Origin of the sequence: Pseudomonas sp. P20 (genome assembly GCF_016463925.1) — a bacterium.
In the GTDB taxonomy this organism is placed as follows: domain Bacteria; phylum Pseudomonadota; class Gammaproteobacteria; order Pseudomonadales; family Pseudomonadaceae; genus Pseudomonas; species Pseudomonas aeruginosa.
Genome location: NZ_JAEMVM010000010.1, coordinates 264736 through 289552 on the forward strand (window position 1 = coordinate 264736; position 24817 = coordinate 289552).

Annotated in this window: 22 protein-coding genes; 11 read left to right on the forward strand and 11 right to left on the reverse strand. The window is 66.5% G+C overall.

Annotated features, from left to right (window positions below; genetic code table 11):
• Positions 1-57: 57 nt before the first annotated feature.
• The 3 genes from oruR to JHD77_RS15710 all read left to right on the forward strand — a co-directional run bounded on the left by oruR (position 58) and on the right by JHD77_RS15710 (position 2639).
• Complete coding sequence (gene oruR / locus JHD77_RS15700; protein ID WP_003114220.1) at positions 58-1077, forward strand: ornithine utilization transcriptional regulator OruR; 1020 nt, start codon at positions 58-60, stop codon at positions 1075-1077.
• 101 nt (positions 1078-1178) lie between these two features.
• Positions 1179-1820 carry an MBL fold metallo-hydrolase gene (locus tag JHD77_RS15705; RefSeq protein ID WP_003085806.1) on the forward strand — a complete coding sequence of 214 codons (642 nt, stop codon included), beginning with the start codon at positions 1179-1181 and terminating at the stop codon, positions 1818-1820.
• A 105-nt stretch (positions 1821-1925) separates the two neighbouring features.
• Positions 1926-2639, forward strand: a complete 714-nt coding sequence (locus JHD77_RS15710) for an OmpA family protein (protein ID WP_031756441.1) — start codon at positions 1926-1928, stop codon at positions 2637-2639.
• 69 nt (positions 2640-2708) lie between these two features.
• On the opposite strand, the gene JHD77_RS15715 is transcribed toward JHD77_RS15710, so the two are convergent.
• The 4 genes from JHD77_RS15715 to JHD77_RS15730 all read right to left on the reverse strand — a co-directional run bounded on the left by JHD77_RS15715 (position 2709) and on the right by JHD77_RS15730 (position 7449).
• Entirely contained in the window at positions 2709-3623 is a 915-nt protein-coding gene (locus JHD77_RS15715) for an acyltransferase (protein WP_003085811.1), read from the reverse strand.
• Between the two features lie 126 nt (positions 3624-3749).
• Complete coding sequence (pta, locus tag JHD77_RS15720) at positions 3750-5864, reverse strand: phosphate acetyltransferase (protein WP_031756444.1); 2115 nt, start codon at positions 5862-5864, stop codon at positions 3750-3752.
• A 62-nt stretch (positions 5865-5926) separates the two neighbouring features.
• Positions 5927-7111 carry an acetate kinase gene (locus tag JHD77_RS15725; RefSeq protein ID WP_003085814.1) on the reverse strand — a complete coding sequence of 395 codons (1185 nt, stop codon included), beginning with the start codon at positions 7109-7111 and terminating at the stop codon, positions 5927-5929.
• A complete protein-coding gene (locus JHD77_RS15730; protein WP_003109430.1) occupies positions 7111-7449 on the reverse strand; it encodes a DUF3565 domain-containing protein in 339 nt (112 codons plus the stop codon). Before JHD77_RS15730 ends, JHD77_RS15725 begins: the two co-directional genes overlap by 1 nt.
• Here JHD77_RS15730 and JHD77_RS15735 point away from each other — a divergent pair.
• The 5 genes from JHD77_RS15735 to JHD77_RS15755 all read left to right on the forward strand — a co-directional run bounded on the left by JHD77_RS15735 (position 7418) and on the right by JHD77_RS15755 (position 11635).
• Positions 7418-7903 carry an FKBP-type peptidyl-prolyl cis-trans isomerase gene (locus JHD77_RS15735; RefSeq protein WP_003085816.1) on the forward strand — a complete coding sequence of 162 codons (486 nt, stop codon included), beginning with the start codon at positions 7418-7420 and terminating at the stop codon, positions 7901-7903. The two genes, JHD77_RS15730 and JHD77_RS15735, sit on opposite strands and share 32 nt — an antisense overlap.
• A gap of 205 nt (positions 7904-8108) precedes the next feature.
• Complete coding sequence (locus JHD77_RS15740) at positions 8109-8591, forward strand: glutathione peroxidase (protein ID WP_003109429.1); 483 nt, start codon at positions 8109-8111, stop codon at positions 8589-8591.
• 150 nt (positions 8592-8741) lie between these two features.
• A complete protein-coding gene (locus JHD77_RS15745; RefSeq protein WP_003085819.1) occupies positions 8742-9332 on the forward strand; it encodes a TetR/AcrR family transcriptional regulator in 591 nt (196 codons plus the stop codon).
• A gap of 40 nt (positions 9333-9372) precedes the next feature.
• Positions 9373-10485, forward strand: coding sequence for an NADH:flavin oxidoreductase (locus tag JHD77_RS15750; RefSeq protein WP_003120762.1), 1113 nt, complete (start codon positions 9373-9375; stop codon positions 10483-10485).
• 190 nt (positions 10486-10675) lie between these two features.
• Entirely contained in the window at positions 10676-11635 is a 960-nt protein-coding gene (locus JHD77_RS15755; protein ID WP_014603213.1) for a DegV family protein, read from the forward strand.
• A 3-nt stretch (positions 11636-11638) separates the two neighbouring features.
• Here JHD77_RS15755 and JHD77_RS15760 read toward each other — a convergent pair whose 3' ends face one another.
• The 6 genes from JHD77_RS15760 to JHD77_RS15785 form a co-directional block, all read right to left on the reverse strand.
• Complete coding sequence (locus JHD77_RS15760) at positions 11639-12859, reverse strand: glycosyltransferase family 4 protein (protein ID WP_003116486.1); 1221 nt, start codon at positions 12857-12859, stop codon at positions 11639-11641.
• 87 nt (positions 12860-12946) lie between these two features.
• Positions 12947-13570 (reverse strand): phospholipase C accessory protein PlcR, encoded by a 624-nt coding sequence (plcR, locus tag JHD77_RS15765; protein ID WP_023084560.1) that lies wholly within the window; start codon positions 13568-13570, stop codon positions 12947-12949.
• Between the two features lie 17 nt (positions 13571-13587).
• Positions 13588-15780: a phosphocholine-specific phospholipase C gene (locus JHD77_RS15770; RefSeq protein WP_196994392.1), complete on the reverse strand. Its 2193-nt coding sequence runs from the start codon at positions 15778-15780 to the stop codon at positions 13588-13590.
• A 340-nt stretch (positions 15781-16120) separates the two neighbouring features.
• Positions 16121-18133, reverse strand: coding sequence for a ceramidase CerN (gene cerN / locus JHD77_RS15775; protein ID WP_003120759.1), 2013 nt, complete (start codon positions 18131-18133; stop codon positions 16121-16123).
• A 377-nt stretch (positions 18134-18510) separates the two neighbouring features.
• Positions 18511-19251 (reverse strand): sulfate transporter CysZ, encoded by a 741-nt coding sequence (gene cysZ, locus JHD77_RS15780; protein ID WP_023083151.1) that lies wholly within the window; start codon positions 19249-19251, stop codon positions 18511-18513.
• An 84-nt stretch (positions 19252-19335) separates the two neighbouring features.
• Positions 19336-21291 carry a sensor domain-containing diguanylate cyclase gene (locus JHD77_RS15785; protein WP_003115193.1) on the reverse strand — a complete coding sequence of 652 codons (1956 nt, stop codon included), beginning with the start codon at positions 21289-21291 and terminating at the stop codon, positions 19336-19338.
• 184 nt (positions 21292-21475) lie between these two features.
• On the opposite strand from JHD77_RS15785, the gene JHD77_RS15790 reads away from it, so the two are divergent.
• From JHD77_RS15790 to JHD77_RS15800, 3 genes are all read left to right on the forward strand, one after another.
• On the forward strand, positions 21476-22075 hold the full coding sequence (locus JHD77_RS15790) for a peroxiredoxin (protein ID WP_003085842.1): 600 nt from the start codon (positions 21476-21478) through the stop codon (positions 22073-22075).
• A gap of 133 nt (positions 22076-22208) precedes the next feature.
• Positions 22209-23159, forward strand: a complete 951-nt coding sequence (trxB, locus tag JHD77_RS15795; RefSeq protein ID WP_003114229.1) for a thioredoxin-disulfide reductase — start codon at positions 22209-22211, stop codon at positions 23157-23159.
• A gap of 253 nt (positions 23160-23412) precedes the next feature.
• Positions 23413-23832, forward strand: coding sequence for an MAPEG family protein (locus JHD77_RS15800; RefSeq protein WP_003085846.1), 420 nt, complete (start codon positions 23413-23415; stop codon positions 23830-23832).
• A 10-nt stretch (positions 23833-23842) separates the two neighbouring features.
• On the opposite strand, the gene JHD77_RS15805 is transcribed toward JHD77_RS15800, so the two are convergent.
• Positions 23843-24805 (reverse strand): threonine dehydratase, encoded by a 963-nt coding sequence (locus tag JHD77_RS15805; protein ID WP_003114230.1) that lies wholly within the window; start codon positions 24803-24805, stop codon positions 23843-23845.
• Positions 24806-24817: the final 12 nt, after the last annotated feature.

The window sequence follows — 24817 nt, forward strand, 5'->3', positions numbered from 1 at the left end:
TTATCTTCTGCCAACTTTCCGGTCATATCCGGCCAGCGGTCAGAACAATAAACAGCCATGAAACAACCGCTCAATTTCACCGCCGAACTGGTGCCGGTGGCCTATGCCGAGGCACTCCTCGATCTTGTCGCGGAGTACGGCGTATCCCGCCAGGCGCTGTTCGACGCTGCGCGGGTGCGTCCCGAGGTGCTGGACAGCCCGAACGGCCGCCTGTCCTTCCTCGACTTCAACCAGCTCACCTACAGCGCCCAGGCCCTGTGCGGCGAGCCGGCGCTGGGGCTGGTGCTCGGCCAGCGCCTGAACGTCTCCGCCCACGGCATCCTCGGCTACGCGGTGCTGTCCAGCGCCAACCTGGGCAAGGCCATCCAGTTCGCCCTCAAGTACTACCGGGTGCTCGGCCTGGCCTACGAACTGGAACTGGTGCTCGATGACGGCCGCGCCGAGTTGCGCGCGGTGGAGTCGATGCCGCTGGGCGCCGCTTCGGTGTTCGCCGCCGAGGGCCTGATGGCGACGCTGTATTCCATCGCCTGCTTCCTGGTCGGCGAGCCGTTGCAGGACGTGCGGGTCGGCTTCGCCTATCCGCCGCCGGCCCATGCCCGGCGCTACGCCGAGGTGTTCGGGGTGGCCGCGGAGTTCGAGCAGCCCTGGCACTGGCTGAGCATGCCCAGCGAGTACCTGGAACGACCGATGGCGCTGGCCAACCCGGCCACGGTGCAGATGTGCGAGCAGCAGTGCGAGGCGCTGCTGGCCACCCTGGACGTCCAGGAAGGCCTGCTGACCCGTGTGCGCCGCCTGCTGCTGGCGCGTCCCGGCGACTTCCCCGATCTCGAACAGGCCGCCCGCGAACTGCACACCAGCGGGCGCAGCCTGCGCCGGCACCTGTCGTCGTTGGGCACCACCTACCAGCAGGTCCTCGACGATGTGCGCAAGCGCCTGGCCCTGCAATACCTGACCACCACCCAGCTACCGCTGTACGAGATCGCCCTGCTGCTCGGCTTCAACGATTCGTCGAACTTCCGCCGGGCGTTTCGCAAGTGGACCGGCAAGCTGCCCAGCGACTACCGCGAAGCGCCCTGAGCCGACGCCGGCGATCCTCGGCAGCGGATGGATGTGCCATTCTTGGCGTTTCATAGAAATCCATGGCGCGCTTGCCGCGCCGACCGTGATCGGAGTCTTGCATGTCGACATCCCCCGCGCTGATCCGCGAAACCTTTCCCGTCGGGCCTTTGCAGTGCAACTGCACCATCATTGGCGATCCGCTGACCAGGAAGGCCATCGTCGTCGATCCGGGCGGCGACCACGAACTGATCCTGCAGCGCCTCGACCGCCTCGGCCTGCAGGTGGTCAGCATCATCCATACCCACGCGCACCTGGATCACTTCCTCGCCTCCGGCGAGATGAAGAAGCGCACCGGCGCCAGCCTGCACCTGCACAAGGACGACCAGTTCCTCTGGGACAACCTGGAGATGCAGTGCCAACTGTTCGGCGTGCCCTACACGCCGGTGCCGGCCCCGGACCGCTGGCTGGCCGACGACGAGGAACTGGCCTGCGGTTGCGGAGTGGCACTGCACACGCCGGGGCATACGCCGGGCTCGATGAGTTTCTGGTTCCCCCGGGCGAAGCTGCTGATCGCCGGCGACACCCTGTTCCGCCGTGGCATCGGCCGCACCGACCTGTGGGGCGGCGACTCGGCGGCGATCCAGCGTTCGATCAGGCAGCGTCTGTACAGCCTCGACGAGGACGCCACGGTGGTCGCCGGCCATGGCCCGGACACCACGCTGGGCGAAGAGATGCGCGAGAACCCCTTCGTCAGGGGCTGAAAAGGATTTTTCCGAGCATCGGGAATTTTGCCACTTGGCTATGCTCTAAGATATCGGCCGCCCCTCACGCAGGGGCGTTTCAGTACCTCGAGGAGTAGTTTTCCCATGTTCACCTCCCGTTGCCTGCCTCTGGCCGCAGCCGTCACCGCACTGGCGCTGCTCGCCGGTTGTGCCAACAACAACCCCTACGACACGCAAAGCCAAAGCCAGGGTGGCATGAGCAAGACGGCCAAGTACGGCGGACTGGGTGCGCTGGCCGGCGCCGTCGCCGGCGCCGCGATCGACCACAACAACCGTGGCAAGGGCGCGCTGATCGGCGCTGCCGTTGCCGGCGCGGCCGCCGCGGGTTATGGCTACTACGCCGACAAGCAGGAAGCCGAGCTGCGTCGGCAGATGGAAGGCACCGGCGTGGAAGTGCAGCGCCAAGGTGACGACATCAAGCTGATCATGCCGGGCAACATCACCTTCGCCACCGATTCGGCGAACATCGCCCCGAGCTTCTACGCGCCGCTGAACAACCTGGCGAACTCGTTCAAGCAGTACAACCAGAACACCATCGAGATCATCGGTTACACCGACAGCACCGGCAGCCGCCAGCACAACATGGACCTGTCCCAGCGTCGTGCGCAGAGCGTGGCCGGCTACCTGACCGCCCAGGGCGTCGACGGCACCCGCCTGAGCACCCGCGGCATGGGCCCGGACCAGCCGATCGCGAGCAACTCCACTGCCGACGGTCGCGCGCAGAACCGGCGCGTCGAGGTCAACCTGCGACCGGTTCCGGGCGCCCAGGGCCCGGCGCAGACCCAGCCGCAGTACTGATCGCGGCCTGGACGAAAAAGCCCGCCATTCGGCGGGCTTTTTCATGGGCGCTGGTCGGCGCTCTTCGTCCTACGCCTTGGCGTTACCGGGAAACTCGCGGTGCAGGCTGTCGAGCAACTGGTCCTTGCGCTCCCACAGCTGGTTGACCCATTGCTGGAATTCCGCGCGGTAGCCGGCGTCCTGGTCGTAGCTCTTGCCGACGAACTGGCGCGGAATCTCCAGTTCCTCGAAGCGCACCACGACGTCCTTCAGGCGTCCGGAAAGCAGGCACCAGAAGGTCGGGCTGCCGTCCGGGTAGTGGATGGTCACGTTGACCAGGGTCTTCAATTGCTCGCCCATGGCGTCGAGGACGAAGGCGATACCGCCGGCCTTGGGCTTGAGCAGGTGGCGGAACGGCGACTGCTGCTCGTCGTGCTTGGCGCGGGTGAAACGGGTGCCTTCGAGGAAGTTGAACACCGCTACCGGGATGCGGCTGAACTTGGCGCAGGCCTTGCGCGTGGTCGCCAGGTCCTGGCCTTTCTTCTCCGGGTGCCTGGCCAGGTAGGCCTTGCTGTAGCGCTTCATGAAGGGGAAATCGAGGGCCCACCAGCACAGGCCGATGATCGGGACCCAGATCAGTTCCTGCTTGAGGAAGAAGCGCAGCAGCGGGATGCGTCGGTTCAACTGGTATTGCAGGACGAGGATGTCGACCCAGCTCTGGTGGTTGCTGGTGACCAGGTAGGAGTGTTGGTACTCCAGGCCCTCCAGGCCCTGGACGTTCCAGCGGGTGCGCTGGACCAGGTTCATCCAGCCCTTGTTGCAGGCGATCCAGCCTTCGGCGATCAGGCTCATGATCTTGCTGCACAGGCGCTGGGCGGCGGCGAACGGCAGGAGCAGCTTGACCAGGGTCATGCCGAACAGCAGGCAGGCCCAGCACAGGGTGCTGGACACCAGCAGCAGGCCGGCCAGGGAGCCGCGCAGGAAATGGGGGAGAAACGACAGCATCAAGGAGTCCTTGTACGTAGGCGCCCGGCCAGGGCCGGGCGCGTGGAGCGGGGCGTGGTCCCGCCGTTCACATGGCACATCCTCGTGCCTGGCCGAAGCCAGTGCCGCCCACTGGGCGGCGTTCCTTCAGGCCGGGGCCTGGGCGTCCGCCTGGATGGCGGTGAGGGCGATGGTGTAGACGATGTCTTCCACCAGCGCGCCGCGCGACAGGTCGTTCACCGGTTTGCGCAGGCCTTGCAGCATCGGCCCGACGCTGACGCAATCGGCGCTGCGCTGCACCGCCTTGTAGGTGGTGTTGCCGGTGTTCAGGTCGGGGAAGATGAACACCGTGGCCTGCCCGGCCACCGGGCTGTTCGGCGCCTTCTGGCGGCCGACGCTGGCGATGGCGGCGGCATCATACTGCAAGGGTCCGTCGATCAACAGGTCGGGGCGCTGCTCGCGCGCCAGGCGGGTGGCCTCGCGAACCTTGTCGACATCCACCCCGGAACCGGAGTCGCCGGTGGAGTAGCTGATCATCGCGACCCGTGCCGGGATGCCGAAAGCCTGCGCCGACGCGGCACTCTGCACGGCGATCTCGGCCAGGTCACTGGCCGAAGGATCGGGATTCACCGCGCAATCGCCGTAGACTAGCACCTGGTCCGGTAACAACATGAAAAACACTGACGACACCAGGTTGTAGCCGGGCGCGGTCTTGATCAGTTGCAGCGCCGGGCGGATGGTGCTGGCGGTGGTGTGGATGGCGCCGGAGACCAGGCCGTCGACCTCGTCCAGGGCAAGCATCATGGTCGCCAGGACCACGCTGTCCTCCAGTTGCTGCTCCGCCATCGGCGCGTTCAGCCCCTTGCCCTTGCGCAGCTCGACCATCGGTTCGACGTAGCGCTGCCGCACCAGGTCAGGGTCGATGATCTCCAGGCCTTCCGGTAGCACGATGCCCTGGGCCTGGGCCACCGCCTGGACCTCGTCCGGCTTGGCCAGCAGCACGCAGCGGGCGATGCCGCGCGCCTGGCAGATCGCCGCCGCCTGTACGGTGCGCGGCTCGCTGCCCTCGGGCAGGACGATGCGCTTGCCGGCCTTCTGCGCGCGTTGCACCACCTGGTAGCGGAACGCCGGCGGCGACAGGCGCAGCTCGCGCGGCGTGCCGCAGCGCTGCTTGAGCCATTCGAAATCGATGTGCCCGGCGACGAACTCGGTGACCCGCTCGGCGCGCTCGCGGTCGTCCACCGGGATTTCCTTGTTCATCCGGTTCAGGTTGGTCGCGGTGTCGTAGGAGCCGGTGGCCACCGACAGCACCGGCAGGCCGCCCTGCAGGGCGCCGCGGCAGAGTTCCATGATCCGCGGGTCGGGCGGGAAGTCGCTGCACAGCAGCAGGCCGGCCAAGGGTACGCCGTTCATCGCGGCCAGGCTGGCGGCGAGGATGATGTCGTCGCGGTCGCCGGGGGTCACCACCAGCACGCCGGGCTTGAGCAGTTGCACGGTGTTGGGCACGGCGCGGGCGCATAGCACGATCTTCTGCACCCGGCGCTGCTCATAGTCGCCGGCGTTGATCACCCGTGCGCTGAGCAGGTCGGCGATGTCGCGGGTGCGCGCGGCGTTGAGTTCGTCCTGCCAGGGAATGCAGCCGATCAGGCGGAAGTCGTCGCGCAGCAGCGGCGAGTGTTCGGTGAGGCGCCGGGCGAAGTCCGCCACGCCGTCCTCGGCGTCGGCCGCGTCGGCCTCGCCGCGGACCTTGTTGAGGATCACCCCGAGCACCTTCGGATCGCGCGGGCCGCCGAACAGCTGGGCCTGGATCTCGATACGGTCGGTCAGTTCGGTGAGCGTCTCGTTTTCCGGCGCGGAGACCAGGATCACCTCGGCGTCGAGACTCTTTGCCAGGTGGAAGTTGACCCGCGCGGCGTAGCTGGCGTGACGGGTCGGTACCATGCCTTCGACGATCACCACGTCCTTGTCGGCGGCGGCGCGCTGGTAGAGGCTGATGATCTCTTCGAGCAGTTCGTCCAGTTGGCCGTCGCCGAGCATGCGCTCGACCTGGGCCAGCGGCAGCGGCTTCGGCGTATCCAGGCCGTGGGTGCGCGCCACCAGTTCGCTGGAGCGCTCCGGGCCGAGGTCGCCGGGATGCAGTTGGGCGATGGGTTTGAAGAAGCCAACCTTCAGCCCGGCGCGTTCCAGGGCGCGAAGCAGGCCGAGGCTGATCGAGGTGAGGCCGACGCCGAAACCGGTCGGGGCGATGAAGAAGGTATGCATCTGGGCTCCTTAAGCCGTGCGTTTGGCCACGCCGCCTGGTTGGGCGGGGGCGTCGATCCAGTTCAGTCGAGCAGGGCCAGCGTGTCGAGGGCGATCTGCCGCTCTTCGTTGGTCGGGATCACCAGTACCCGCGGATGCCCCGCGGCCTGGATCGGCCCGGCGACGCCGCGCACGCAGCGGGCGTTGGCCTCCTGGTCGAGGCGCAGGTCGAACAGCCGCAGGTGGGCGGCGGTCTTGGCGCGCACCAGCGGCGAGTTCTCGCCGATGCCACCGGTGAAGATCACCCCGTCCAGTTGCGGCAGGGCGCAGCTCATCGCCGCCAGGGACTTGGCCAGGCGGTAGCAGAACACCTCGATCGCCAGGGCCGCGCCGGGGTGGCCCTGCTCGCGCTCCTGCTCCAGGGTGCGCATGTCGTTGGACAGGTCGGAGAGGCCGAGCAGGCCACTTTCGTTGTTCAGCATCGAGTCGATGCGCTCCAGGCTCCAGCCCAGGGTCCGCGCCAGGTGGCTGTGCAGGTTGGGGTCGACGTCGCCGCTGCGGGTGCCCATTACCAGGCCTTCCAGCGGGGTCAGGCCCATGCTGGTGTCGAGGCTCTGGCCGTTGACGATGGCGCAGGTCGAACTGCCGTTGCCGAGGTGGGCGCTGAGCCAACTGCTGTCGCCGACCGCCAACCCGGCCATTTCCGCGGCGCGGTGGCTGACGTAGCGGTGGCTGGTGCCGTGGAAGCCGTAGCGGCGTACGCCATGCTCGCGGTAGAGGGCTTCCGGCAGGGCGTAGCGGTAGGCGTGCTCCGGCAGGCTCTGGTGGAAGGCGGTGTCGAACACGGCGACGTGGGGCAGCTTGGGAAACAGCGTCATCGCTGCCTCGATGCCTTGCAGGTTGGCCGGGTTGTGCAGCGGCGCCAGCGGCGCGGTGGCCCGGATCGCCTCGACCACCCGGTCGTCGATGCGCGTGGCATGGGTGAACAGCTCGCCGCCATGCACCACCCGGTGGCCGATGCCGTGGAGCTTGCCGCCCGCGGCGTTCTGCACCATCGGCAGCAACTGGGCGAGGGCGGCGCGGTGGTCGGCGTTGGGAATCATCAGGCTGTCGCTGTCGCCGCCGCGCTTCCAGCGCAGCACCGCATCGCGGCTGCCCAGGCGCTCGGCGAGGCCGTGCAGGGGAAACAGGGAGTGGGCCTCGTTGACCAGGGCGAACTTGATCGACGAACTGCCGCAGTTGATCACCAGTATGTTGCGTGAGGGCATCACTGCTCCTTGGTCTGCTCTTCTTCTTCCCGGGCACACCAGCCGCAGCGAAATTCGCGGCCGAGCTGTCTGTGCCGCTCGTTTTCGTCAAGGACCCAGGCGCGCGATTGCCAGGGCGGTTGGTGGCGCAGGTGTTGAGTATGGCCACAGGACAAGACTGCCACCCAATGGCCTTCCTCGTCCTGATGAAAATCAATCACCCGCGACGGCGCTCGCGCGCCCCGTTCATCAGGGGCGCGGTCGCTTTCGGGGCTATTGATGCGTACACTTACGCATTCATCTTCTTTATCGAAAAGGTTTCGAACCATGCAGATCGCGGCCAACAAGGCGGTTTCCATCGACTATACCCTGACCAACGACGCCGGGGATGTCATCGACAGTTCCGCTGGTGGCGCGCCGCTGGTCTACCTGCACGGTGCCGGCAACATCATCGTCGGCCTGGAGAAGGCCCTGGAAGGCAAGAACGTCGGTGACGAACTGAGCGTCGCCATCGAGCCGGAAGACGCCTATGGCGAATACAGCGCCGAACTGGTCGCGACCCTGACCCGCGAGATGTTCGAAGGCGTCGACGAACTGGAAGTCGGCATGCAGTTCCACGCCTCGGCTCCGGACGGCGGCATGCAGATCGTCACCATCCGCGACATCGACGGCGACGACGTGACCGTCGACGGCAACCATCCGCTGGCCGGCCAGCGCCTGAACTTCAAGGTCAAGGTAGTCGACGTGCGCGAGGCCAACGCCGAGGAAATCGCCCACGGCCACATCCATGGCGAAGGCGGTCACCACCACTGATCGGCGTTCATTCGCCGATTGATGGCCTGGGCCGTCCGCCGGCGGAACTGCTAAGCTGGTATAGCGAAAGGCGCCTGTGGGCGCCTTTCGCGTCATGCGCCATGCCTGGGCTCTTTACCCCGTCCCTGGGGATGCGCCGCAGCCAGGGTTCTTGCCCGGTGCGGGGCTTGGCACGTTGTGTCGCTGAATGCGCAAGGAGTACGTCATGAGTGCCTTTCACGATCTCACCCTGCAGGGGTTGGATGGACAGGACCTGCCGCTTTCCCCGTTCAAGGGCAAGGTGCTGCTGGTGGTCAATGTCGCCTCCAAATGCGGCCTGACACCCCAGTACGCCGGCCTGGAGAATCTCTACCAGACCTACCGCGAGCGCGGTTTCGCGGTGCTCGGCGTGCCCTGCAACCAGTTCGCCGGGCAGGAGCCGGGCAGCGAGGCGGATATCCAGTCCTTCTGCAGCCTGAACTATGGCGTCAGCTTCCCGATGAGCGCCAAGGTCGAGGTCAACGGCAGCGCGCGGCATCCGCTCTATCGCCTGCTGGCGGGCGAGGGCGCGGAGTTTCCCGGCGACATCACCTGGAACTTCGAGAAATTCCTGCTCGGTCCCGACGGTCGCGTGCTGGCGCGTTTCAGCCCGCGCACGGCGCCGGACGATCCGGCCCTGGTGCAAGCCATCGAGAAGGCCCTGGGTTGATCTCCCGCGGGACGCGTTCGCGTCCCGCCGCTTCCTTTCCTGTCTTGCGCCGCTTCATGACGCAACGCGATAAGCCCCTGCCTGTAACGCCTGATCACCGCCGTTGATAATGCTGGGCGGACGAGACGACCGGTCATATTCTCTCGTTCCATGACTAGCAACCGACTCGACAAGCGCGAACTGATCCTGGCCAAGGGCTCCGAGGTCATGACCCGGCGTGGCTACCACGGCACCGGGGTGCTGGAGATCGTCCAGGCCGCGCGCATCCCCAAGGGCTCCTTCTATCACTACTTCGACAGCAAGGAAGCCTTCGCCCAGCAGGCCCTGGAGCACGTCTACGCGCCGCGCCTGGCGCGCTACGCCCAGGCCCTCGGCGACAGCCGCTTCAGCCCGCGCGAGCGGGTGCTGCGCTACTACGGCGAGCTGCTGGAGCACTTCGCCCGCCAGGAAAAGCCCGAATACCACTGCTTCATCGGCAGCCTGAGCTTCGAGATGGCCGAGCTGTCGCCGCCGATCGCGGCCAAGGTCGAGTCGATCCTGCAGGCTTCCGCGCAAATCCTCCAGGACTGCCTGGAGCAGGCGCGCGAGGCCGGCGAACTGGCCGCCGACGAGGACTGCGCGAGCCTGGCCGGCTTCATCGGCTTCGCCTGGCAGGGCGCCCTGGCGCGCTTCAAGGTCGGCGCCGGCCTCGCTCCGCTGAATGCTTTCATGTCGCGCCTGGAGCTGCTGCTCCGCGCCTGATACCTGCCCGAACCTCCCATTCCCCCTCAGGAGTCCGTCCATGAGTGCCCCCGTAGAAGCCCTGTTCCAACCGTTCCGTCTCGGCGCCCTGGAGCTGCCCACCCGTGTGGTGATGGCGCCGATGACCCGCAACTTTTCCCCGGGCGGCGTACCCAACGCCAAGGTCGTCGAGTACTACCGCCGGCGCGCCGCCGCCGGCGTCGGCCTGATCGTCAGCGAAGGCACAACGGTCGGCCACAAGGCCGCCAACGGCTATCCGAACGTGCCGCGCTTCTATGGCGAGGACGCCCTGGCCGGCTGGAAGCAGGTGGTCGACGCGGTGCATGCCGAGGGCGGGCGCATCGTTCCGCAGCTCTGGCACGTCGGCAGCGTTCGGCGCCTGGGCGTGGAGCCGGACGCCAGCGTGCCCGGCTACGGCCCGATGGAGAAGGCCAAGGACGGTAAGGTGCTGGTCCACGGCATGAGCAAGGCCGACATCCAGGACGTCATCGCCGCCTTCGCCCAGGCCGCCCGCGACGCCCAGGCGATCGGCATGGACGGGGTGGAGATCCACGGCGCCCACGGCTACCTGATCGACCAGTTCTTCTGGGAAGGCAGCAACCAGCGGGACGACGAGTACGGCGGCAGCCTGGCCAATCGCTCGCGCTTCGCCGTCGAGCTGGTGCGGGCGGTGCGCGCGGCGGTCGGCGCGGATTTCCCGATCATCTTCCGCTTCTCTCAATGGAAGCAGCAGGACTATTCCGCGCGCCTGGTGGAAACCCCGGAGGGCCTGCGCGAGTTCCTCGCGCCGCTGGTGGAGGCCGGCGTCGATATCTTCCACTGCTCGACCCGCCGCTTCTGGATTCCCGAGTTCGAAGGCTCGGAACTCAACCTGGCCGGCTGGACCCGCGAGCTGACCGGCAAGCCGACCATTACCGTGGGTAACGTCGGCCTGGACGGCAGCGAGTTCCTGCAATTCTTCGGCAAAACCGACGAGGTGGCGCAGCCGGCGAGCATCGACGGCCTGGTGGAGCGCCTGGACAAGGGCGAGTTCGACCTGGTCGCGGTGGGCCGCGCGCTGCTGGTGGATCCGGAGTGGGCGGTGAAGGTCCGCGAGGGGCGTATCGGCGACATCAAGCCGTTCAGCCGCGAGGCCCTGGCCAGCCTGGTCTGAAGGCGCGTCCGCGACGCACCGGCCCGGCGCCGCGCCGGCAAGCAGATCCCACCCCTCGGGGTGGGATTTTTCATGGCCGTGATTTTTTCCGAAAACCCGCCGTGCGGCCGGCTGACTTCAAAGTCCGAAACGGGCATTGTATGACCGCCAACACAACAATAGGCCGAGAAACGGCCAGAGGAGCGAATCCATGCGTATCGGCCTGGTGGTCGACGCGACCTGCGACCTGCCGCCCGAATTCCTCGCCGCCCACGGCATCCGCGTGATGCCGATCGGGATCCGCCTGGGCGAGCAGCGGCTCATCGATCGACGCGACCCCGACACCACCCTGAGCTTCTACCGCGACCACCTGGCCAAGGTCGGTAGCAAGGACGGCAGCCAGCCGCTCTCCGCCGCCGAGTTGCAACAATGGTTCCTCGACGAACTGGTGACCGACTTCGACTACGTGGTCTGCCTCACCGTCGACAGCCTGCGCAGTCCGATCTTCGAGCACGCCACCCAGGCCTCCTTCGGCCTGCTCCAGCACTACCACGAGCGCCGCCACGCGGCCGGCATCGCCGGTCCCTTCACCCTGCGCGTACTCGACAGCCACTCGGTGTTCGCCGGCATCGCCTGCCTGGCGGCCGAGGGCACGCGCCTGCTGGCGCAGGGCAGCCACCCCAACGCGCTGCGTACGCGCCTCGAACAGCTCAGCCAGCAGACCTGCACCTACCTGGTCGCCGATGACCTGGGCCACTTGCGCCGGCGCGGCTTCCAGAAGGGTGATCGCAGCGGTTTCGTCGACCGGGTCAAGGGCGCAGCGCTGGGGTTGGGCTCGCTGCTCGACGTCAAGCCGGTGTTCAGCCTGGCCGATGGCGAGGACAAACCGGTGGCGCTCTCGCCGAGCTTCGAGAAGTCGGCGGAGAAGCTGTTCGGCTATGCCCTGGCGCGGGTACAGGCGGGTGAGCTGCTGGCACCGCAACTGGGTCTCAGCTATGCCGGCGATCCGACCGCGCTGCGCGACCTGCCGGGCTTCGCCGCGTTGGAGAACGCCTGCCGCGAGCGCGACATCCACTTGCACCTGGGCATGCTCAGCCCTACCGGCGGCATCAATCTGGGCGCCGGGGCCATGAGCCTGGGCTTCATCGCCACGCCGAAAGCCTTTGCCTGAGAGCTACTCGCGGCTGCGTGGCAAGGCCCCGCCATCCTCTGCCGGCGGCCGCTCGGGCTTCGACCGAGCGGGCTGGACCAGCGGACTGGCGCAGGCGTCTTCCAGGTAGTTCTGGAAGTGCTCGACGATACTGTCCCAACCTTGCCGGCTGGCGTGTTGGCGGGCGTTGAGACGGACCCGGCGCAGGCGTTCCTGGTCGTCCAGCAGCCAACTGGCGACTTCGACGAAGCCGCTCTTGTCGCCCGGCGCGGCGAGCACGCCGTTGTGCCCATGGCGGATGTGCTGGCCGGCGGCGGCCTGGTCGAAGGCGACCACCGCGAGGCCGGCGGCCTGGGCTTCGAGGACCACGTTGCCGAAGGTCTCCGACAGGCTTGGGAAGAGGAACAGGTCGCCCGAGGCGTAGTGGGCGGCCAGGGTTTCGCCGCGCTGGACGCCGCAGAACAGCGCTTCGGGCAGGTCCCGTTCGAGGTGCCTGCGCTCCGGCCCGTCGCCCACCAGTACCAGGCGCAGCTTCAGCTGCGGATGGGCGGCGCAGAGCGCGCGGAAGGTGCCGCCGAGCAGGCCGAGGTTCTTCTCTGCCGCCAGCCGGCCGACGTGCAGCACGGCGATGTCCTGTTCGCCCAGGCCCCAGCGCCGGCGTAGTTCGGGATCGCGCCGGGAGGGATGGAAGAGTTGGCTGTCGACCCCGCGGGAGAGCAGGTTGAGACGTTCGAAACCGCGCCGCTGCAATTCCATGCGCTGGCTGCCGCTGGGCACCAGGGTCATCTGCGTGCGGTTGTGGAACCAGCGCAGGTAGCCGGTGACCAGCCGGGTCAGCGGACCGAAGCCGTAGTGCTCGCTGTACTGCTGGAAGTTGGTGTGGAAGCCGCTGACCGCCGGGATGCCCAGGCGCCGCGCGGCGCGCAGGGCAGAGAAGCCGAGCGGGCCTTCGGTGGCGATGTAGAGCACGTCCGGGCGCTGGCGCTTCCAGCAGCGCAGCAGCTTGTGCAGGCTCGACATGCCCCATTGCAGGCCGGGGTAGCCGGGCAACGGCCAGCCGCGGGTCAGCACCAGCTCGGCGTCGCTGCGCCGGCCGTCGTCGCCGGGCTGGCGCGGGCGCACCACCTGGACCCGATGGCCAAGCTGCTGGAGACCGGCATGCAGGCGACCCAGGGTATTGGCGACGCCGTTGACTTCCGGTGGGTAGGTTTCGCTGATCAGGGCGATGCTTAGAGGTCTGCTCATGACGTCAGTGTCGACCGACGCCGTGTAGCGGATGTGAAGTTTTGGTGACGCTTGCGTGACGGCGCCCCTGTCGGGGCGCCGTGGATTTCAGCGTTGCAGCAGGCGTGGGTTCTCCTCGCCGAAGATCTGCTTGCGCAGGGCCTTGAGGCGTTCGTCGATGGCGGCGTGACGCTGCTCCTCGTCGTCGACGCTGGCGAGCACCTCGGCGATCACCTTGTCCGACTCTTGCGCGTATTCGCGCAGTTGCTCTTCCTCGCCAGGCGTCGGCGCTTGCTGCTGGACGGAGGCGTTGTCCTTGAGCGCCATCCAGATCTCGAAGTCGAGCGCCTCGCGGCGCCTGGCATCGGCCTCCACATAGGGCGTCAGACGCTGGATCTCCTCGAAGGTCTGGCGCGGATCGGCGCCGACCGCCACCTCGCGCTTGAGCTGTTCGATCAGGCCTTCGGCGGCCTGCTTGCGTTCGATCTCGGACATCTGCCCGGCGTTGCGGCCGAACTCGCCGAGTTGCTGTTCCAGGTTGTCGGGAGCGGTGGCTGTATTCATCTCGGGGGCTCGGGAAGGAATGGAAGGTTTTGCCGCCGGTGTGTCCTGCGGGGGAGACGCGAAGGGCGCGACGGGCGCCGGCTCCGATGGGTAAAGCAACAGGACGGCGCCGATGGCCGTGCCGCAGAGCAGCAGGGCCAGCAAGGTCCAGGTCAGGGTAGGTCTCATGCGATGGACTCCTCGCTTCAGGTCGCTGCGATGTCGAGCAATGGATCGCTCCTGCTCGGCTTGCCGGTCTCGACGTGTCCGGCCAGGCGGCGGAGATAGTTGGCTTCCGTATTGCTGGCGGTCACGCTGAGGTCGTACCAGCCCTGGCTGCTGCGTAACAGCCACACTTCACTGATCGCCTGGTTCGGTTCGAGTTCATAGCGACGGCTGCCCTCCCGGGTATAGGCCGGGTTCGGCGTCACCGTCACGCTGCACGGCAGGCGGCCGAGATTGCGGATGTTCAACTGCAGGTTGCCGTTGCGTTGATAGGTGACCGATACCTCGGGCCGCGCCATCTGCGCGGCGAGATGCAGGTTGCCGTGGAACTCGCGGAAGAAGCCGTTGGGGCCGTGCACCTCGAAGGCGTAGCGGCCGTTGGCGTCGAGCAGGTCGTCGAGTTCGTCGTTGAGGGTCCGGCCCAGTTCCTCTCCGCTTTCCTGGACCACCGGATAGCTGGTCACGGTATAGAAGCGCGGATTGCCGACTTCCCGCGGCTGCACCTGGAATACCGCAGCGGAGTGTCCCTGCGGATTGCCCGGCAGGCTCATGCCGTAGTTGCCCAGGGTCAGGCGCAGCTTGCCGGCGGCGATATCGAGGGCCAGCGTGGCGTGCAACTGGTAGGGCACCGCGAGGGTAGGGCGCTGGCCCTTTTCCTGGCCGGGCAGGCTCTTCGGCTCGTAGGACCAGTACTTGGGGCTGGGCCGGTAGAACTGCTGCCAGTAGGCGTCCTCCTTGCGCGCGTCGCTCTGCGGGACGTTGGTCAGGTCGGGGGCGACCTGGGTATCGCCTGCGCCCTGGAAGTCGAACAGCGAAGTCAGGTCGCCGCAGACGGCACGCCGCCAGGGCGAGATGTTTTCCTCGACGACGCCGAAGCGGCGTTCGAGGAAGCGCAGCACCGAGGTATGGTCGAACACTTCGGCGCTGACCTTGCCGCCCTTCGACCAGGGCGAGATGGCGATCAGCGGGACGCGGTGGCCGAGCCCGATGGGCAGCCCGCTGGATGCCTCGATCTCGCCGGCGGTGCTGACCGTGGAAAGGCCGACGCCATCCTTCCACGGCGGCACCGGGGCGCTGGCGTGGTCATAGAAGCCGTCGCCCTCGTCGTAGTTGAGGATGAACACGGTCCTGGCCCAGACCTCGGGGTTGCTGGTCAGCGCCTCGAGCACCCGGGTCACGTAGTACTCGCCGAACGAGGGGCCCCACCAGGGATGCTCGCAGTAGCAGTAGGGCGCGACGATCCACGACACCTGCGGCAGCGTGTTCTCCTGCACATCCTTGCGCAACTGGTCGACGCCGCGGGCGAGCATGGCGCGCTGCCAGAGGTCCGAATCGCGCGGAGCGTTCTTGAAGTTCCTGAACCAGGCGAGGGCGTTGCAGTCGTAGTTGTTCTGCTCCTGGAGCCGGTATTTCCAGTAGGCGTCGACGTACAGGTACCAGAGTGACGAGGAGCGGTAGCCGCCTTCCTGGTAGACCCGCCAGTCCACGCCAGCGGCGCTTAGCCGCTCGGGATAGGTGGTCCAGTCCACCGTGCCGCTGGCGCCGATGGTGCCGTCGCCCATGTCGTTGCCGATGTGTACGTCCTTGCCGTCGCCGCTGGGGGCGGCGCGTCCGCTCATGTGGTAGAGGCGGTTCGGATTGGTCGGGCCCATCATCGACTGGTGGTAGGCCTCGCACAGGGTGAAGGCGTCGGCCAGGACGTAGTAGTAGGGAATGTCGCCGCGCTTGAAGTAGCCCATGGCTTCGGGGTACTGCACCGCCATCCACTTGTCGTTGCGGCCCTGGTTCCAGATCGCGTGGAAGGCCGACCATTCATGGTTCTGCGAACTCACCCACTGGGCGCTGGTGACCTTGGTATCCCAGTGATAGGGGGAGAACTCGTACTTGTAGTTCTGGTACCAGACCGGCTTGCCGTCCTGGCGCTTGAGCGCGCGAGGGTCGTTGAAGCCGCGGACGCCGTTGAGGTGGCCGAAGTAGTGATCGAAGCTGCGGTTCTCCTGCATCAGGATGACCACGTGCTGGACGTCCTGGATGGTTCCGGTGCGGATGTCCGGCTCGACGGCCAGGGCGCGCCGGAGCGTCTCCGGGAACAGCCCGGAAAGGCCGGCCAGGGTAGCGGCCTGGGCGCCGTGCTTGAGAAAGGTTCGACGGCGGAATTTCCAGTTTTCGGTCATCGTTTTATTTCCCGGGTGGTTTTTTGATTTCCATCAATCTGCGTACTTCTTGTTTCGAGATGATTAATCGTCTTCGCTGTTTTCCCGGCAGGGAATACAGCGAGCCGATGGTTTCATGGCGATAATTTATCGGTTGATCCCGAAAGCGACTTCGATATGACCTTGAGCGACAACTTGAGAAGTTTTTCGGGATAAAAACAAAGGGCATGGAAATGGAGTTCCATGCCCTTGTCGGCTGAATGAAAGGTCACTTGTTCATGTGTTTAAATCACATTTTATTTGACGACTTTCATGCGTCATAAAGTTGGCTGGCGAATCTCGCAACCTTGGCTGGAGCCCGCTAGGGAGTGGTGCCGAGCACCTCGAAGGAGCGGGTCGAGCCGCCGATTTCGCTGATCTTCTGGGTCCAGAAGTTCTTCGCGTTGCCGTAGTGCCTGATGTAGTAATGGCCGGGCTCGGTCCCTGGTGGAATGGACCAGTTGATAGTCGCTTTCGAGGCAGATATACCCACTCTCTCCCAGCGGTATTGAGTATCCCAGTCATTATCGGTGGCAACGGTCACGGGCGTCTGTTTGCCATCCTTGCCGATATTCACCACTTCCAGGAAAGTCTTCTCGGTGCGCAAGTCATTCTTCGGATGTCCGGTCACGAAAGCGACGGTCACCTTGTCGCCGATGCGATAACTTTCCCTGGGTTGTTGCAACACGTCGCCGAAGGACTTGCCGATATAGGGATCATCGGCCACTACTCCGGTCTGGAAGTTCATCTGGCAGCAGGACAGGTCCGGCGCTATCGCCGAGGTTTCCACCGGCAGGCGTTCGCGCAGCGCCACCGCCATGTCGACGAACAACTGCTGGTAGGCGGCCTGGGTCCAGGGGCCATAGAGGGTCGAGCCGCCTTCGTATTCCTGGGCGGCGTATTCCTCGCGGGTGGTGACGTAGCTGGCATAGGCATTCGCGTAGCCATTGAAGACCACATGGCGGATACCGGCCGCTTCGCTGGCCGCCTGCACCGCGCGGCGGATCCGCACCCCGGCCATCACGGTGAACTCGGCGGGGGCGCCGAGCAGTTCCAACTGGCCGATGCGGAACATCTGGATCGGCAGCACCGTCGGCGTCCAGGGGTAGGGTTTCTTGTTGCCGGTGTCGGCGAGGATGGTCTTTTCCGCCTGGCATTGCACCAGTTCCTGCGGCGGCACGCCGGTGAGCAACCCGCCCAGGGCCGAGAGGAACGGATTGTTGCCTTCCTCCAGCCCCAGCGGGCCTGGACCGTCTTCGGTGCTACCGGCGGCCAGGCTGGTGCCGATGGCCGCGGTGCACAACTGGCGCGGCTGGCCGTCGGTGAACTCCGGGCGGATCGGCAGGCGGGTGAAGTCGACGAAACGGAAGCGCGAATCCAGTTCGCCGAGCACTTCCTCCTGGGCCTGGCCGGCGATCTCGTAGGCCTTGGCGAATTGGCGCAGACCGATCTCGCGGGTGTTGTCGAACTCGTTGTCGAAGGGACCGGAGCCGGGCTTCAGGTTCAGGTTGGGCGACAGGTTGCCGGCATTGGTCTGGGCGAAGGCGGCGACGAAACCGCTCTTGCGGCTGACGTCGTGCTCCCAGTGATAGGAGGCGTAGCCCTTGTTGTCCGGGGAGATCAGGTGATTGGCGTTGGTCATCGAGGTGCTGTGCACCGGGAACCAACTGATCGCGCCGGCCAGCTCGCCGTTGGCGTCGACGAAGCTGAGCACGCTCATCTGCGGGTCGATGCCATCCTCGTAGCCGGCGATGTCCGGATTCTTCAGGTGCGACAGCAGCGAACGGTTGCGGCTGGCGTTGCGCAGCTCGCCGCTGCCGTAGAACAGGCGGCCGGGCTGCAACCTGGCCTGGGCCCGCTCGATGGAGCGGACGATGCCGTCGACGATGGCGTTGAAGGTCTTTTCCTGGAAGCCGAGCACCGACAGGTTGTACATCGCGTAGTGGGAGAAGCCGCCCGGACCGGAGTGGGTGTGGGTGGCGGCGAGCATCACGTTGTTCTCGTCGTAGACACCGGGGTACTTCGCCTTGAGCCGGGCCAGGACCTTCAGGTGCACGGCCTGGAAGATCATCCCCAGGTCGGTGTTGACGTAGACCAGGCGACGTCCGCTGGCCGCTTCCTCGATCACGAAGGCACGCGCCCACTGGCGCATGTGGATGCCGGCGGTCTTCTGTTCGAGGGAGGAGTAACCCATCATGCCGACTTCGGCGGCTTCGCCGGTGATGTCCGCCTTGCCCAGGCCGAAGCGGTAGGGCAGGTCGTCGGCCCTAGCAGGCATGGAGAGCGCCAGCAGGACGCAGGACAGCAAGAGCGCGGTGAATGCGGAACGTGACATGGCGACCCTCTTCTTGTTTTCCGCCGCTGGGCGGGCTGGGGACGGTGGTCATCGAAAGCGGGCCGGAGCCTGCTTCGCCTGGTTGCCACTGTAGTGCCAGGGTGGTGGAGTCGAGGGGGGCGTAGCGGACAGGAAGGGGGTGAGCGCCGGCCATCCTGCATGGACGGCAAGGCAGGCGGGTAAAAAAAGGCCGCCTGCGTGGGGAGGCACCGGCGGCCAGTCGGTTCGGCAGCGTCGAGCCGGTCTGCAAGGGCTGGCGCAGGTCTCGGCTGCGGCCTGCGCCGACGCTCCCGAGGGCATTCGTAGTGTGCCCGACGCCGGCTGTCAGGGCGCTGACGCCCGCCTGACAATGCCGACAGCGGACACCGGGCGCATGCTTATTTCACCAGCGCCTTCTCGCCTTCCTCGCGGACCCAGAACAGGGTGGCGCCGGCGACGGCGGCGGGCATCATGACCAGGTTGACCAGCGGGATCAGCAGCGCCAGGTAGGTCACCCCGCCGAAACCCATGCACGCCCAGCGCTTGCTGCGCAGCCAGGCGAGCATCTCGTTCCAGCCGAGCTTGTGGTTGTCCGCCGGATAGTCGATGTACTGCACCGCCATCATCCAGATGCCGAAGAGGATCCACAGCGGCGTGGCGATCAGGTTGACCCCGGGCACGAAGCTCAGCACCAGCAGCACCAGCGCGCGCGGCAGGAAGTAGGCGAGCTTGCGCATCTCGCGACCCATGGTGCGCGGGATCATCGCCAGCAGTTCGGCCCAGCTGAACGGCGGGAAGTCGTCGCGGCCGCGAACCACCACCTCGACCTTTTCCGAGAGGAAGCCGTTGAACGGCGCGGAGATGATGTTGGCGACCATGGTGAAGGTGAAGAACACGATCACCAGCACCAGCAGGACGAACAACAGCCAGACGATGTACTGCAGGAAGCTCAGCCAGTCGGGCAGGCTGGGCATCAGCAGGTCGACCCAGTGGCTGAACTGCTGCATCGCGAAGCCGATCAGCAGGGCGAACACCAGCAGGTTGAGGGTCAGGGGGATCAGCACGAACAGGCGCAGGCCGGGACGCATGATCAGCTTCAGGCCTTCGCCGAGGTATTGCGGGCCGCTCAGGGCTGGCATAGGGAATGGTTCTCCGATGGGATGCGGGCTGAAACCTTAGCAGACTGGCGAAAGCCCGCGACAGAGCCTGTTTGACCGCGCATTTCAGGCTGGCGCCTGGTACAGGCAATAGTGGTTGCGCTGGCGCTTGGCCTCGTACATGGCGCTGTCGGCGGCACGGACCAGTCCTTCGGCATCGCCGGCATGCCGCGGGTAGAGAGCGATGCCGATGCTCGGGGTGACGAAGTCGATGCGTTCGCCATTCAGCGCGATCGGTTGGACCAGCGCCGCCAGCAGGCGTTCTGCGAGGCGCTGCGGATTGTTTTCCTGGCTGTCCTCGAGGAGCACGGCGAATTCGTCGCCGCCCAGGCGGTAGGCCTTGTCCGGCTGCCGCAGGGTGCTGCGTACCCGTTCGGCGACGGTCCTGAGGAGGGCATCGCCGATGTCGTGGCCGAAGCGGTCGTTGACCTCCTTGAAGCGGTCCAGGTCCAGGTACAGCAGCGCCAGTTCGCTTCCGCCGGAGCCGGCGCGAAGCAACGCCTGGCCGAGCTGTTCGTCGAAGGCCTTGCGGTTGCCCAGGCCGGTCAGCGGGTCGCGGTAGGCCATTTCCAGCAATTGCTGCTGGTAGGCGATCTGGTCGCTGACGTCGCGGACGATGCCGCGGTAGCCCCGTAGTTCGCCCTGCAGGTCGTGGATCAGCGAAACCGTGGCCTCGAAGTAGCCGAGGCTGCCGTCGGCGCGCTGCAGGGGGATGGCGAAGGTCTTGCCTGCGCCGCTCTGCATGGCGCGCTGGAAGGGTTGGCGGGCACGCGCCAGGTCGTCTTCGCCGAGCAGTTCGTAGTAGGGATGGCCGATCAGCGTTTCGCGCGTCTGGCCGAGCAGTTGGCAGAGCGCGGGGTTGACGGTGAGGATCACGCCGTCGACGTCCATTTCGAAGTAGCCGTCGCGCATCGACTGGAGGATCGCCCGGTCGCGCGCCTCGCTGTGTTCCAGGCGCTCGAGCATCTGGTTCATCTCGCCCGCCAGTTGTCCCAGCTCGTCGTTGCCGAAGTCGCTCAGGCGTATCGAGTGGGCGTTGCGTCCGACTTCGGCGACCTCCCGGTTGAGCCGTTGGACCCGGCGCAGGACCCACAGCTCCAGGGCCAGGTAGCCGACCAGGAAAGCGCCCAGCGCGACCAGCAGGGAGGCGCCGAGGAAGAAGTTGATGGCCTTCTCGCCCTGGATGTAGAGCAGGCGTTTCTTGGTGATGTCGAAGCGCAGCTGCGGCTCGCCGCTGGAACTCAGGTACTGCACCGAGACCTGCTGGACATGTTCGCCGATGAACCGCCGTGGGCTGAGCAGGGCCTGGTTGTGGGTACTGCCGCTGCGGCTGCGCAGCGGCTTCCAGGTGGAGTCGGTGGCGATGTTGGGCATCGGTTGCAGGTCGGCCTGCATCTGTTCGCGGAGGTTGGCCAGGCGTTCCCGGTCGAGGAAGTAGCCGGCGAGGATCGCGCCCTTCGCCGGCGCGCTACCCTGGTTGTTGCTGATAGGCACGCTGACCAGCAGGGTCGGCAGGTTGTCGACCAGCAGCAGCTCGCTCAGGCTGTGGTCGGTGCGTCCGCGAAAGTCCAGCGCGCCGAGGCGGATGGCGCGTTGCTGCAGTGCCTCGAGCAGGGCCTGGTCGCTCGCCGAGGGGGCGCCGAAGAGCACGCGCTGGTCGGGCGCGGGCGGGGACCACTGCTTCAGTTGCAGGTGACCCCGGTCGTCGAGGAACAGGACGAAGTCGAATCCCAGGTCGTCGAGCATCTCGTGGTCGAGGTTTTCCTGTTCGAAGGTCTCGTTGGGGCGCTGGATGAAGTCGTAGCTGGCATCCCACCAGGCGTAGGTGCGAACGATGTCCAGGTGGCGCTTCAACTCGAAGTCCAGCCGGTTGTGCAGGACGGTGGCGCCCTCTTGCAGGCGTTGCTGGTCCTCTCGGTCGAAACGGCTCAGCAGGATGCTTTCCGACAAGAGCCAGATACCGCCGAGACTGGCGGCCAGCAACGGCAGGAACAGCCAGAGCAGGCGTGTGCGTAGGGGCATGCGGTGAGGACGGGTAATGGGCGACAGCATGAGTCTAGCCGCAGGTTGAGAGCATAGGCTGACTCTATCGTGCGAATTGAAATTCGACATTTCAATGCATCGTCGTGGCTGGGTAACCTGCGCTGCATATTCTTCCGGGAGCCTGGCGTCGCCGGGCGCAACCCAACCTTCTAGGAGCCTCGCGATGAGCGTACTGGTCAACAAGCAAGCCCCCGATTTCACTGCCGCCGCGGTCCTCGGCGACGGTTCCATCGTCGATGCCTTCCAGCTTTCCAGCCTGCGCGGCAAGTACGTCGTACTGTTCTTCTGGCCGCTCGACTTCACTTTCGTCTGCCCCTCGGAAATCATCGCCCACAACAACCGCATGGATAAGTTCCGCGAGCTGGGCGTCGAGGTGGTCGGTGTCTCCATCGACTCGCAGTTCACCCATCACGCCTGGCGCAGCACGCCGGTGGAGAAGGGCGGCATCGGTGCGGTCGAGTTCACCATGGTCGCCGACGTCAAGCACGAGATCACCCGCGCCTACGGCATCGAGCACGAGGACGGCGTGGCCTTGCGTGCTTCGTTCCTGATCGACCGCGCCGGGGTGGTCCAGCACCAAGTGGTGAACAACCTGCCGCTGGGGCGCGAGGTGGACGAGATGGTGCGCCTGGTCGAGGCCCTGCAGTTCACCGAGGAACACGGCGAGGTCTGCCCGGCCGGCTGGCGCAAGGGCCAGAAAGGCATGAAGGCGAGCGCCGAGGGCGTGGCCTCGTACCTGGCCGAGAACGCCGAGGCACTGTGATCCCGATGCCGGGCGCGAAGTGTGCCCGGCCGACCTTTTCCCGGGGCGACCGCTCCTTCCAAGCCTTCCCCATGTGCTTTGGTGGCCCCGTTTTTATTCGCGCCGACGCTGATGTCGGCAGGAGTCCGACGAGATGCCCGATACCCTCCGCCACGCCCGAGTGATCATCCTCGGTTCCGGTCCCGCCGGTTACAGCGCGGCTGTCTACGCCGCGCGCGCCAACCTCAAGCCGCTGCTGATCACCGGCATGCAGGCCGGCGGCCAGTTGACCACCACCACCGAGGTCGACAACTGGCCGGGCGATCCCCACGGCCTGACCGGCCCGGCACTGATGCAGCGGATGCAGGAGCACGCCGAGCGCTTCGAGACCGAGATCGTCTTCGACCACATTCATGCCGTGGACCTGGCCGGCAAGCCGTTCACCCTGCGCGGCGACAATGGCACCTACACCTGCGACGCACTGATCGTCGCCACCGGTGCCAGCGCGCGCTACCTGGGGTTGCCGTCGGAGCAGGCGTTCATGGGCAAGGGCGTGTCGGCCTGCGCCACCTGCGACGGTTTCTTCTACCGCAACCGCGAAGTGGCGGTGATCGGCGGCGGCAATACCGCTGTCGAAGAGGCCCTGTACCTGGCCAACATCGCCAGCCGGGTGACCCTGGTGCATCGTCGCGAAACCTTCCGCGCCGAGAAGATTCTCCAGGACAAGCTGCAGGCGCGGGTCGCCGAAGGCAAGATAGTGCTCAAGCTCAACGCCGAGGTCGATGAGGTGCTTGGCGACACGATGGGCGTCACCGGCGTGCGCCTGAAGACCCGCGATGGTGGCAGCGAGGAGATCGCCGTGGATGGCATGTTCGTCGCCATCGGCCATACTCCCAATACCTCGCTGTTCGAAGGGCAACTGGCCCTGAAGGACGGCTACCTGGTGGTCAACGGCGGGCGCGAAGGCAACGCCACCGCGACCAACGTACCGGGTGTGTTCGCCGCCGGCGACGTGGCCGACCACGTCTACCGCCAGGCGATCACCTCGGCCGGTGCCGGCTGCATGGCCGCGCTGGATGTGGAGCGCTATCTCGATTCGCTCTGATGAGAAGACAGCCCTGAGTGCTGCGTGCAAGGAAGGCCCCGCTTCGGCGGGGCTTTTCTTTGTCCGTTCGGAAGGCCGCGGGCAGTGGGTCGTCCGGTTACGCATCCGCCGACGGCGGACATCGGGGCCGAGCGGCGTGCCGGCAGAACACGACTTAAGGACGGCGGACTGCGAATAGAGCAATTGCTCTAGCCGGCCTAGAATCCAGACGCTTCATCCTTCCCACGACAACACAATAGAAGGAGCGTCATCCATGTTTCTCAGCCCTAGCGCGATCTGCCTGCTCGGCCTGATCGCCTGGACCCTGTTGCTGGTCTTCCTGCTGGTCAGCCAGCGCGGCCTGCTGGTACTCGGCGGGCGGATGGCGGTGAACGCCTTCGCCGCCGATGGCAGCAACACGCCTGGCGGTTTCGGCCAGCGGCTGGTGCGAGTCCATGCCAACTGCGTGGAGAACCTGCCGCTGCTGGCCGGCGCGCTGCTCTACGCGATCGCCAGCGGGCAGAGCAGCCTGACCGACCCGTTGGCGCCACTGGTGCTCGGCGCCCGGCTGTTCCAGTCGCTGATGCACCTGGTCAGCACCTCCGCGCTGTTCGTCTGGCTGCGTTTTGCCGGCTTCTTCGTGCAGTTGCTGGTGCTCGCCTGGTGGCTGCTGCTCCTCGCGGGGCTGGCCTAGCGGCGCCGGCTCAGTCGCCGGCGGCCAGTTGCTCGGCGAATACCTCGCGGTCGACGTTCGCTCCGCTGAGGATCAGGCCTACCTTCAGCCCCTTCAGGCGCTCGCGCTCCTGCCAGGCGGCGGCCAGCGCCGCCACCCCGGCGCCCTCGGCGACGTTGTGGGTGCTGGTGAAGCACAGGCGCATGGCCGCGCCGATCTCCCTGTCGCTGACCCGCACCAGGCGATCGGCGCCGGCCAGGATCATTTCCAGCGCGCTCGGGTCCGGCGTACTGCACGCCATGCCGTCGGCCAGGCGGGTGTCGACCGGGTGGCTGATCGCCGTGCCGGCCTCGAACGACAGGGCGTAGGCCGGCGCATGGGCGGACACCACGCCGACGATGCGGGTCTTCAGGCCCAGCGCGTCGCGCGCGGCGATCAGGCCGCAGATGCCCGAACCCATACCGATCGGCACGTAGACTTCGTCAAGGTCGGCCAGCGCGGCGAACAACTCCAGGCTGTAGCTGGCGACCCCGGCCACCAGCCAGGGATGGAACGCCGGAATCAGGTGCAGGCCTTCGCGCCGGGCGCGCTCGGCGGCGTATTCGCGGGAGGCCTGGAAGTCCTCGCCATGCTCGATCAGCTCCGCGCCAAGGCTGCGCATCGCCGCGTTCTTCTCGCGGCTGTTGCCGTGCGGCACGACGATGATCGGCTGGATGCCGTAGCGGCTCGCCGAGAAGGCCACCGACTGGCCGTGGTTGCCGCGGGTCGCGCTGATCACGGCGGCCGGCCGCTCGCCCTGGTGCGCCAGGTGGTGGAAATACACCAGGCCGCCGCGCAGTTTGAAGGCCCCCACCGGCAGGTGGTTCTCGTGCTTCATCCACACTTCGCAACCCAGTGCCTCGCATAGCAGCGGCCAGCGTATCTGCGGCGTCGGCGGCAGGCTCTGGTGGACGATGGCGGCGGCCTGTTGGAGGGCGGCGAGAGAAAAAGGCATGCGTGGTTTCCC

What these genes read in the sequence shown, in the direction of transcription:
- JHD77_RS15745 (WP_003085819.1), top strand. Translation starts at nt 8,742, where the DNA reads ATGACTAGCAACCGACTCGACAAGCGCGAACTGATCCTGGCCAAGGGC.
- JHD77_RS15785 (WP_003115193.1), bottom strand. Translation starts at nt 21,291, where the DNA reads ATGCCCCTACGCACACGCCTGCTCTGGCTGTTCCTGCCGTTGCTGGCC.
- JHD77_RS15735 (WP_003085816.1), top strand. Translation starts at nt 7,418, where the DNA reads ATGCAGATCGCGGCCAACAAGGCGGTTTCCATCGACTATACCCTGACC.
- JHD77_RS15790 (WP_003085842.1), top strand. Translation starts at nt 21,476, where the DNA reads ATGAGCGTACTGGTCAACAAGCAAGCCCCCGATTTCACTGCCGCCGCG.
- JHD77_RS15725 (WP_003085814.1), bottom strand. Translation starts at nt 7,111, where the DNA reads ATGCCCTCACGCAACATACTGGTGATCAACTGCGGCAGTTCGTCGATC.
- JHD77_RS15730 (WP_003109430.1), bottom strand. Translation starts at nt 7,449, where the DNA reads ATGGAAACCGCCTTGTTGGCCGCGATCTGCATGGTTCGAAACCTTTTC.
- trxB (WP_003114229.1), top strand. Translation starts at nt 22,209, where the DNA reads ATGCCCGATACCCTCCGCCACGCCCGAGTGATCATCCTCGGTTCCGGT.
- JHD77_RS15705 (WP_003085806.1), top strand. Translation starts at nt 1,179, where the DNA reads ATGTCGACATCCCCCGCGCTGATCCGCGAAACCTTTCCCGTCGGGCCT.
- cysZ (WP_023083151.1), bottom strand. Translation starts at nt 19,251, where the DNA reads ATGCCAGCCCTGAGCGGCCCGCAATACCTCGGCGAAGGCCTGAAGCTG.
- pta (WP_031756444.1), bottom strand. Translation starts at nt 5,864, where the DNA reads ATGCATACCTTCTTCATCGCCCCGACCGGTTTCGGCGTCGGCCTCACC.
- JHD77_RS15760 (WP_003116486.1), bottom strand. Translation starts at nt 12,859, where the DNA reads ATGAGCAGACCTCTAAGCATCGCCCTGATCAGCGAAACCTACCCACCG.
- cerN (WP_003120759.1), bottom strand. Translation starts at nt 18,133, where the DNA reads ATGTCACGTTCCGCATTCACCGCGCTCTTGCTGTCCTGCGTCCTGCTG.
- oruR (WP_003114220.1), top strand. Translation starts at nt 58, where the DNA reads ATGAAACAACCGCTCAATTTCACCGCCGAACTGGTGCCGGTGGCCTAT.
- JHD77_RS15800 (WP_003085846.1), top strand. Translation starts at nt 23,413, where the DNA reads ATGTTTCTCAGCCCTAGCGCGATCTGCCTGCTCGGCCTGATCGCCTGG.
- JHD77_RS15710 (WP_031756441.1), top strand. Translation starts at nt 1,926, where the DNA reads ATGTTCACCTCCCGTTGCCTGCCTCTGGCCGCAGCCGTCACCGCACTG.
- JHD77_RS15770 (WP_196994392.1), bottom strand. Translation starts at nt 15,780, where the DNA reads ATGACCGAAAACTGGAAATTCCGCCGTCGAACCTTTCTCAAGCACGGC.
- JHD77_RS15740 (WP_003109429.1), top strand. Translation starts at nt 8,109, where the DNA reads ATGAGTGCCTTTCACGATCTCACCCTGCAGGGGTTGGATGGACAGGAC.
- JHD77_RS15715 (WP_003085811.1), bottom strand. Translation starts at nt 3,623, where the DNA reads ATGCTGTCGTTTCTCCCCCATTTCCTGCGCGGCTCCCTGGCCGGCCTG.
- JHD77_RS15750 (WP_003120762.1), top strand. Translation starts at nt 9,373, where the DNA reads ATGAGTGCCCCCGTAGAAGCCCTGTTCCAACCGTTCCGTCTCGGCGCC.
- JHD77_RS15805 (WP_003114230.1), bottom strand. Translation starts at nt 24,805, where the DNA reads ATGCCTTTTTCTCTCGCCGCCCTCCAACAGGCCGCCGCCATCGTCCAC.
- JHD77_RS15755 (WP_014603213.1), top strand. Translation starts at nt 10,676, where the DNA reads ATGCGTATCGGCCTGGTGGTCGACGCGACCTGCGACCTGCCGCCCGAA.
- plcR (WP_023084560.1), bottom strand. Translation starts at nt 13,570, where the DNA reads ATGAGACCTACCCTGACCTGGACCTTGCTGGCCCTGCTGCTCTGCGGC.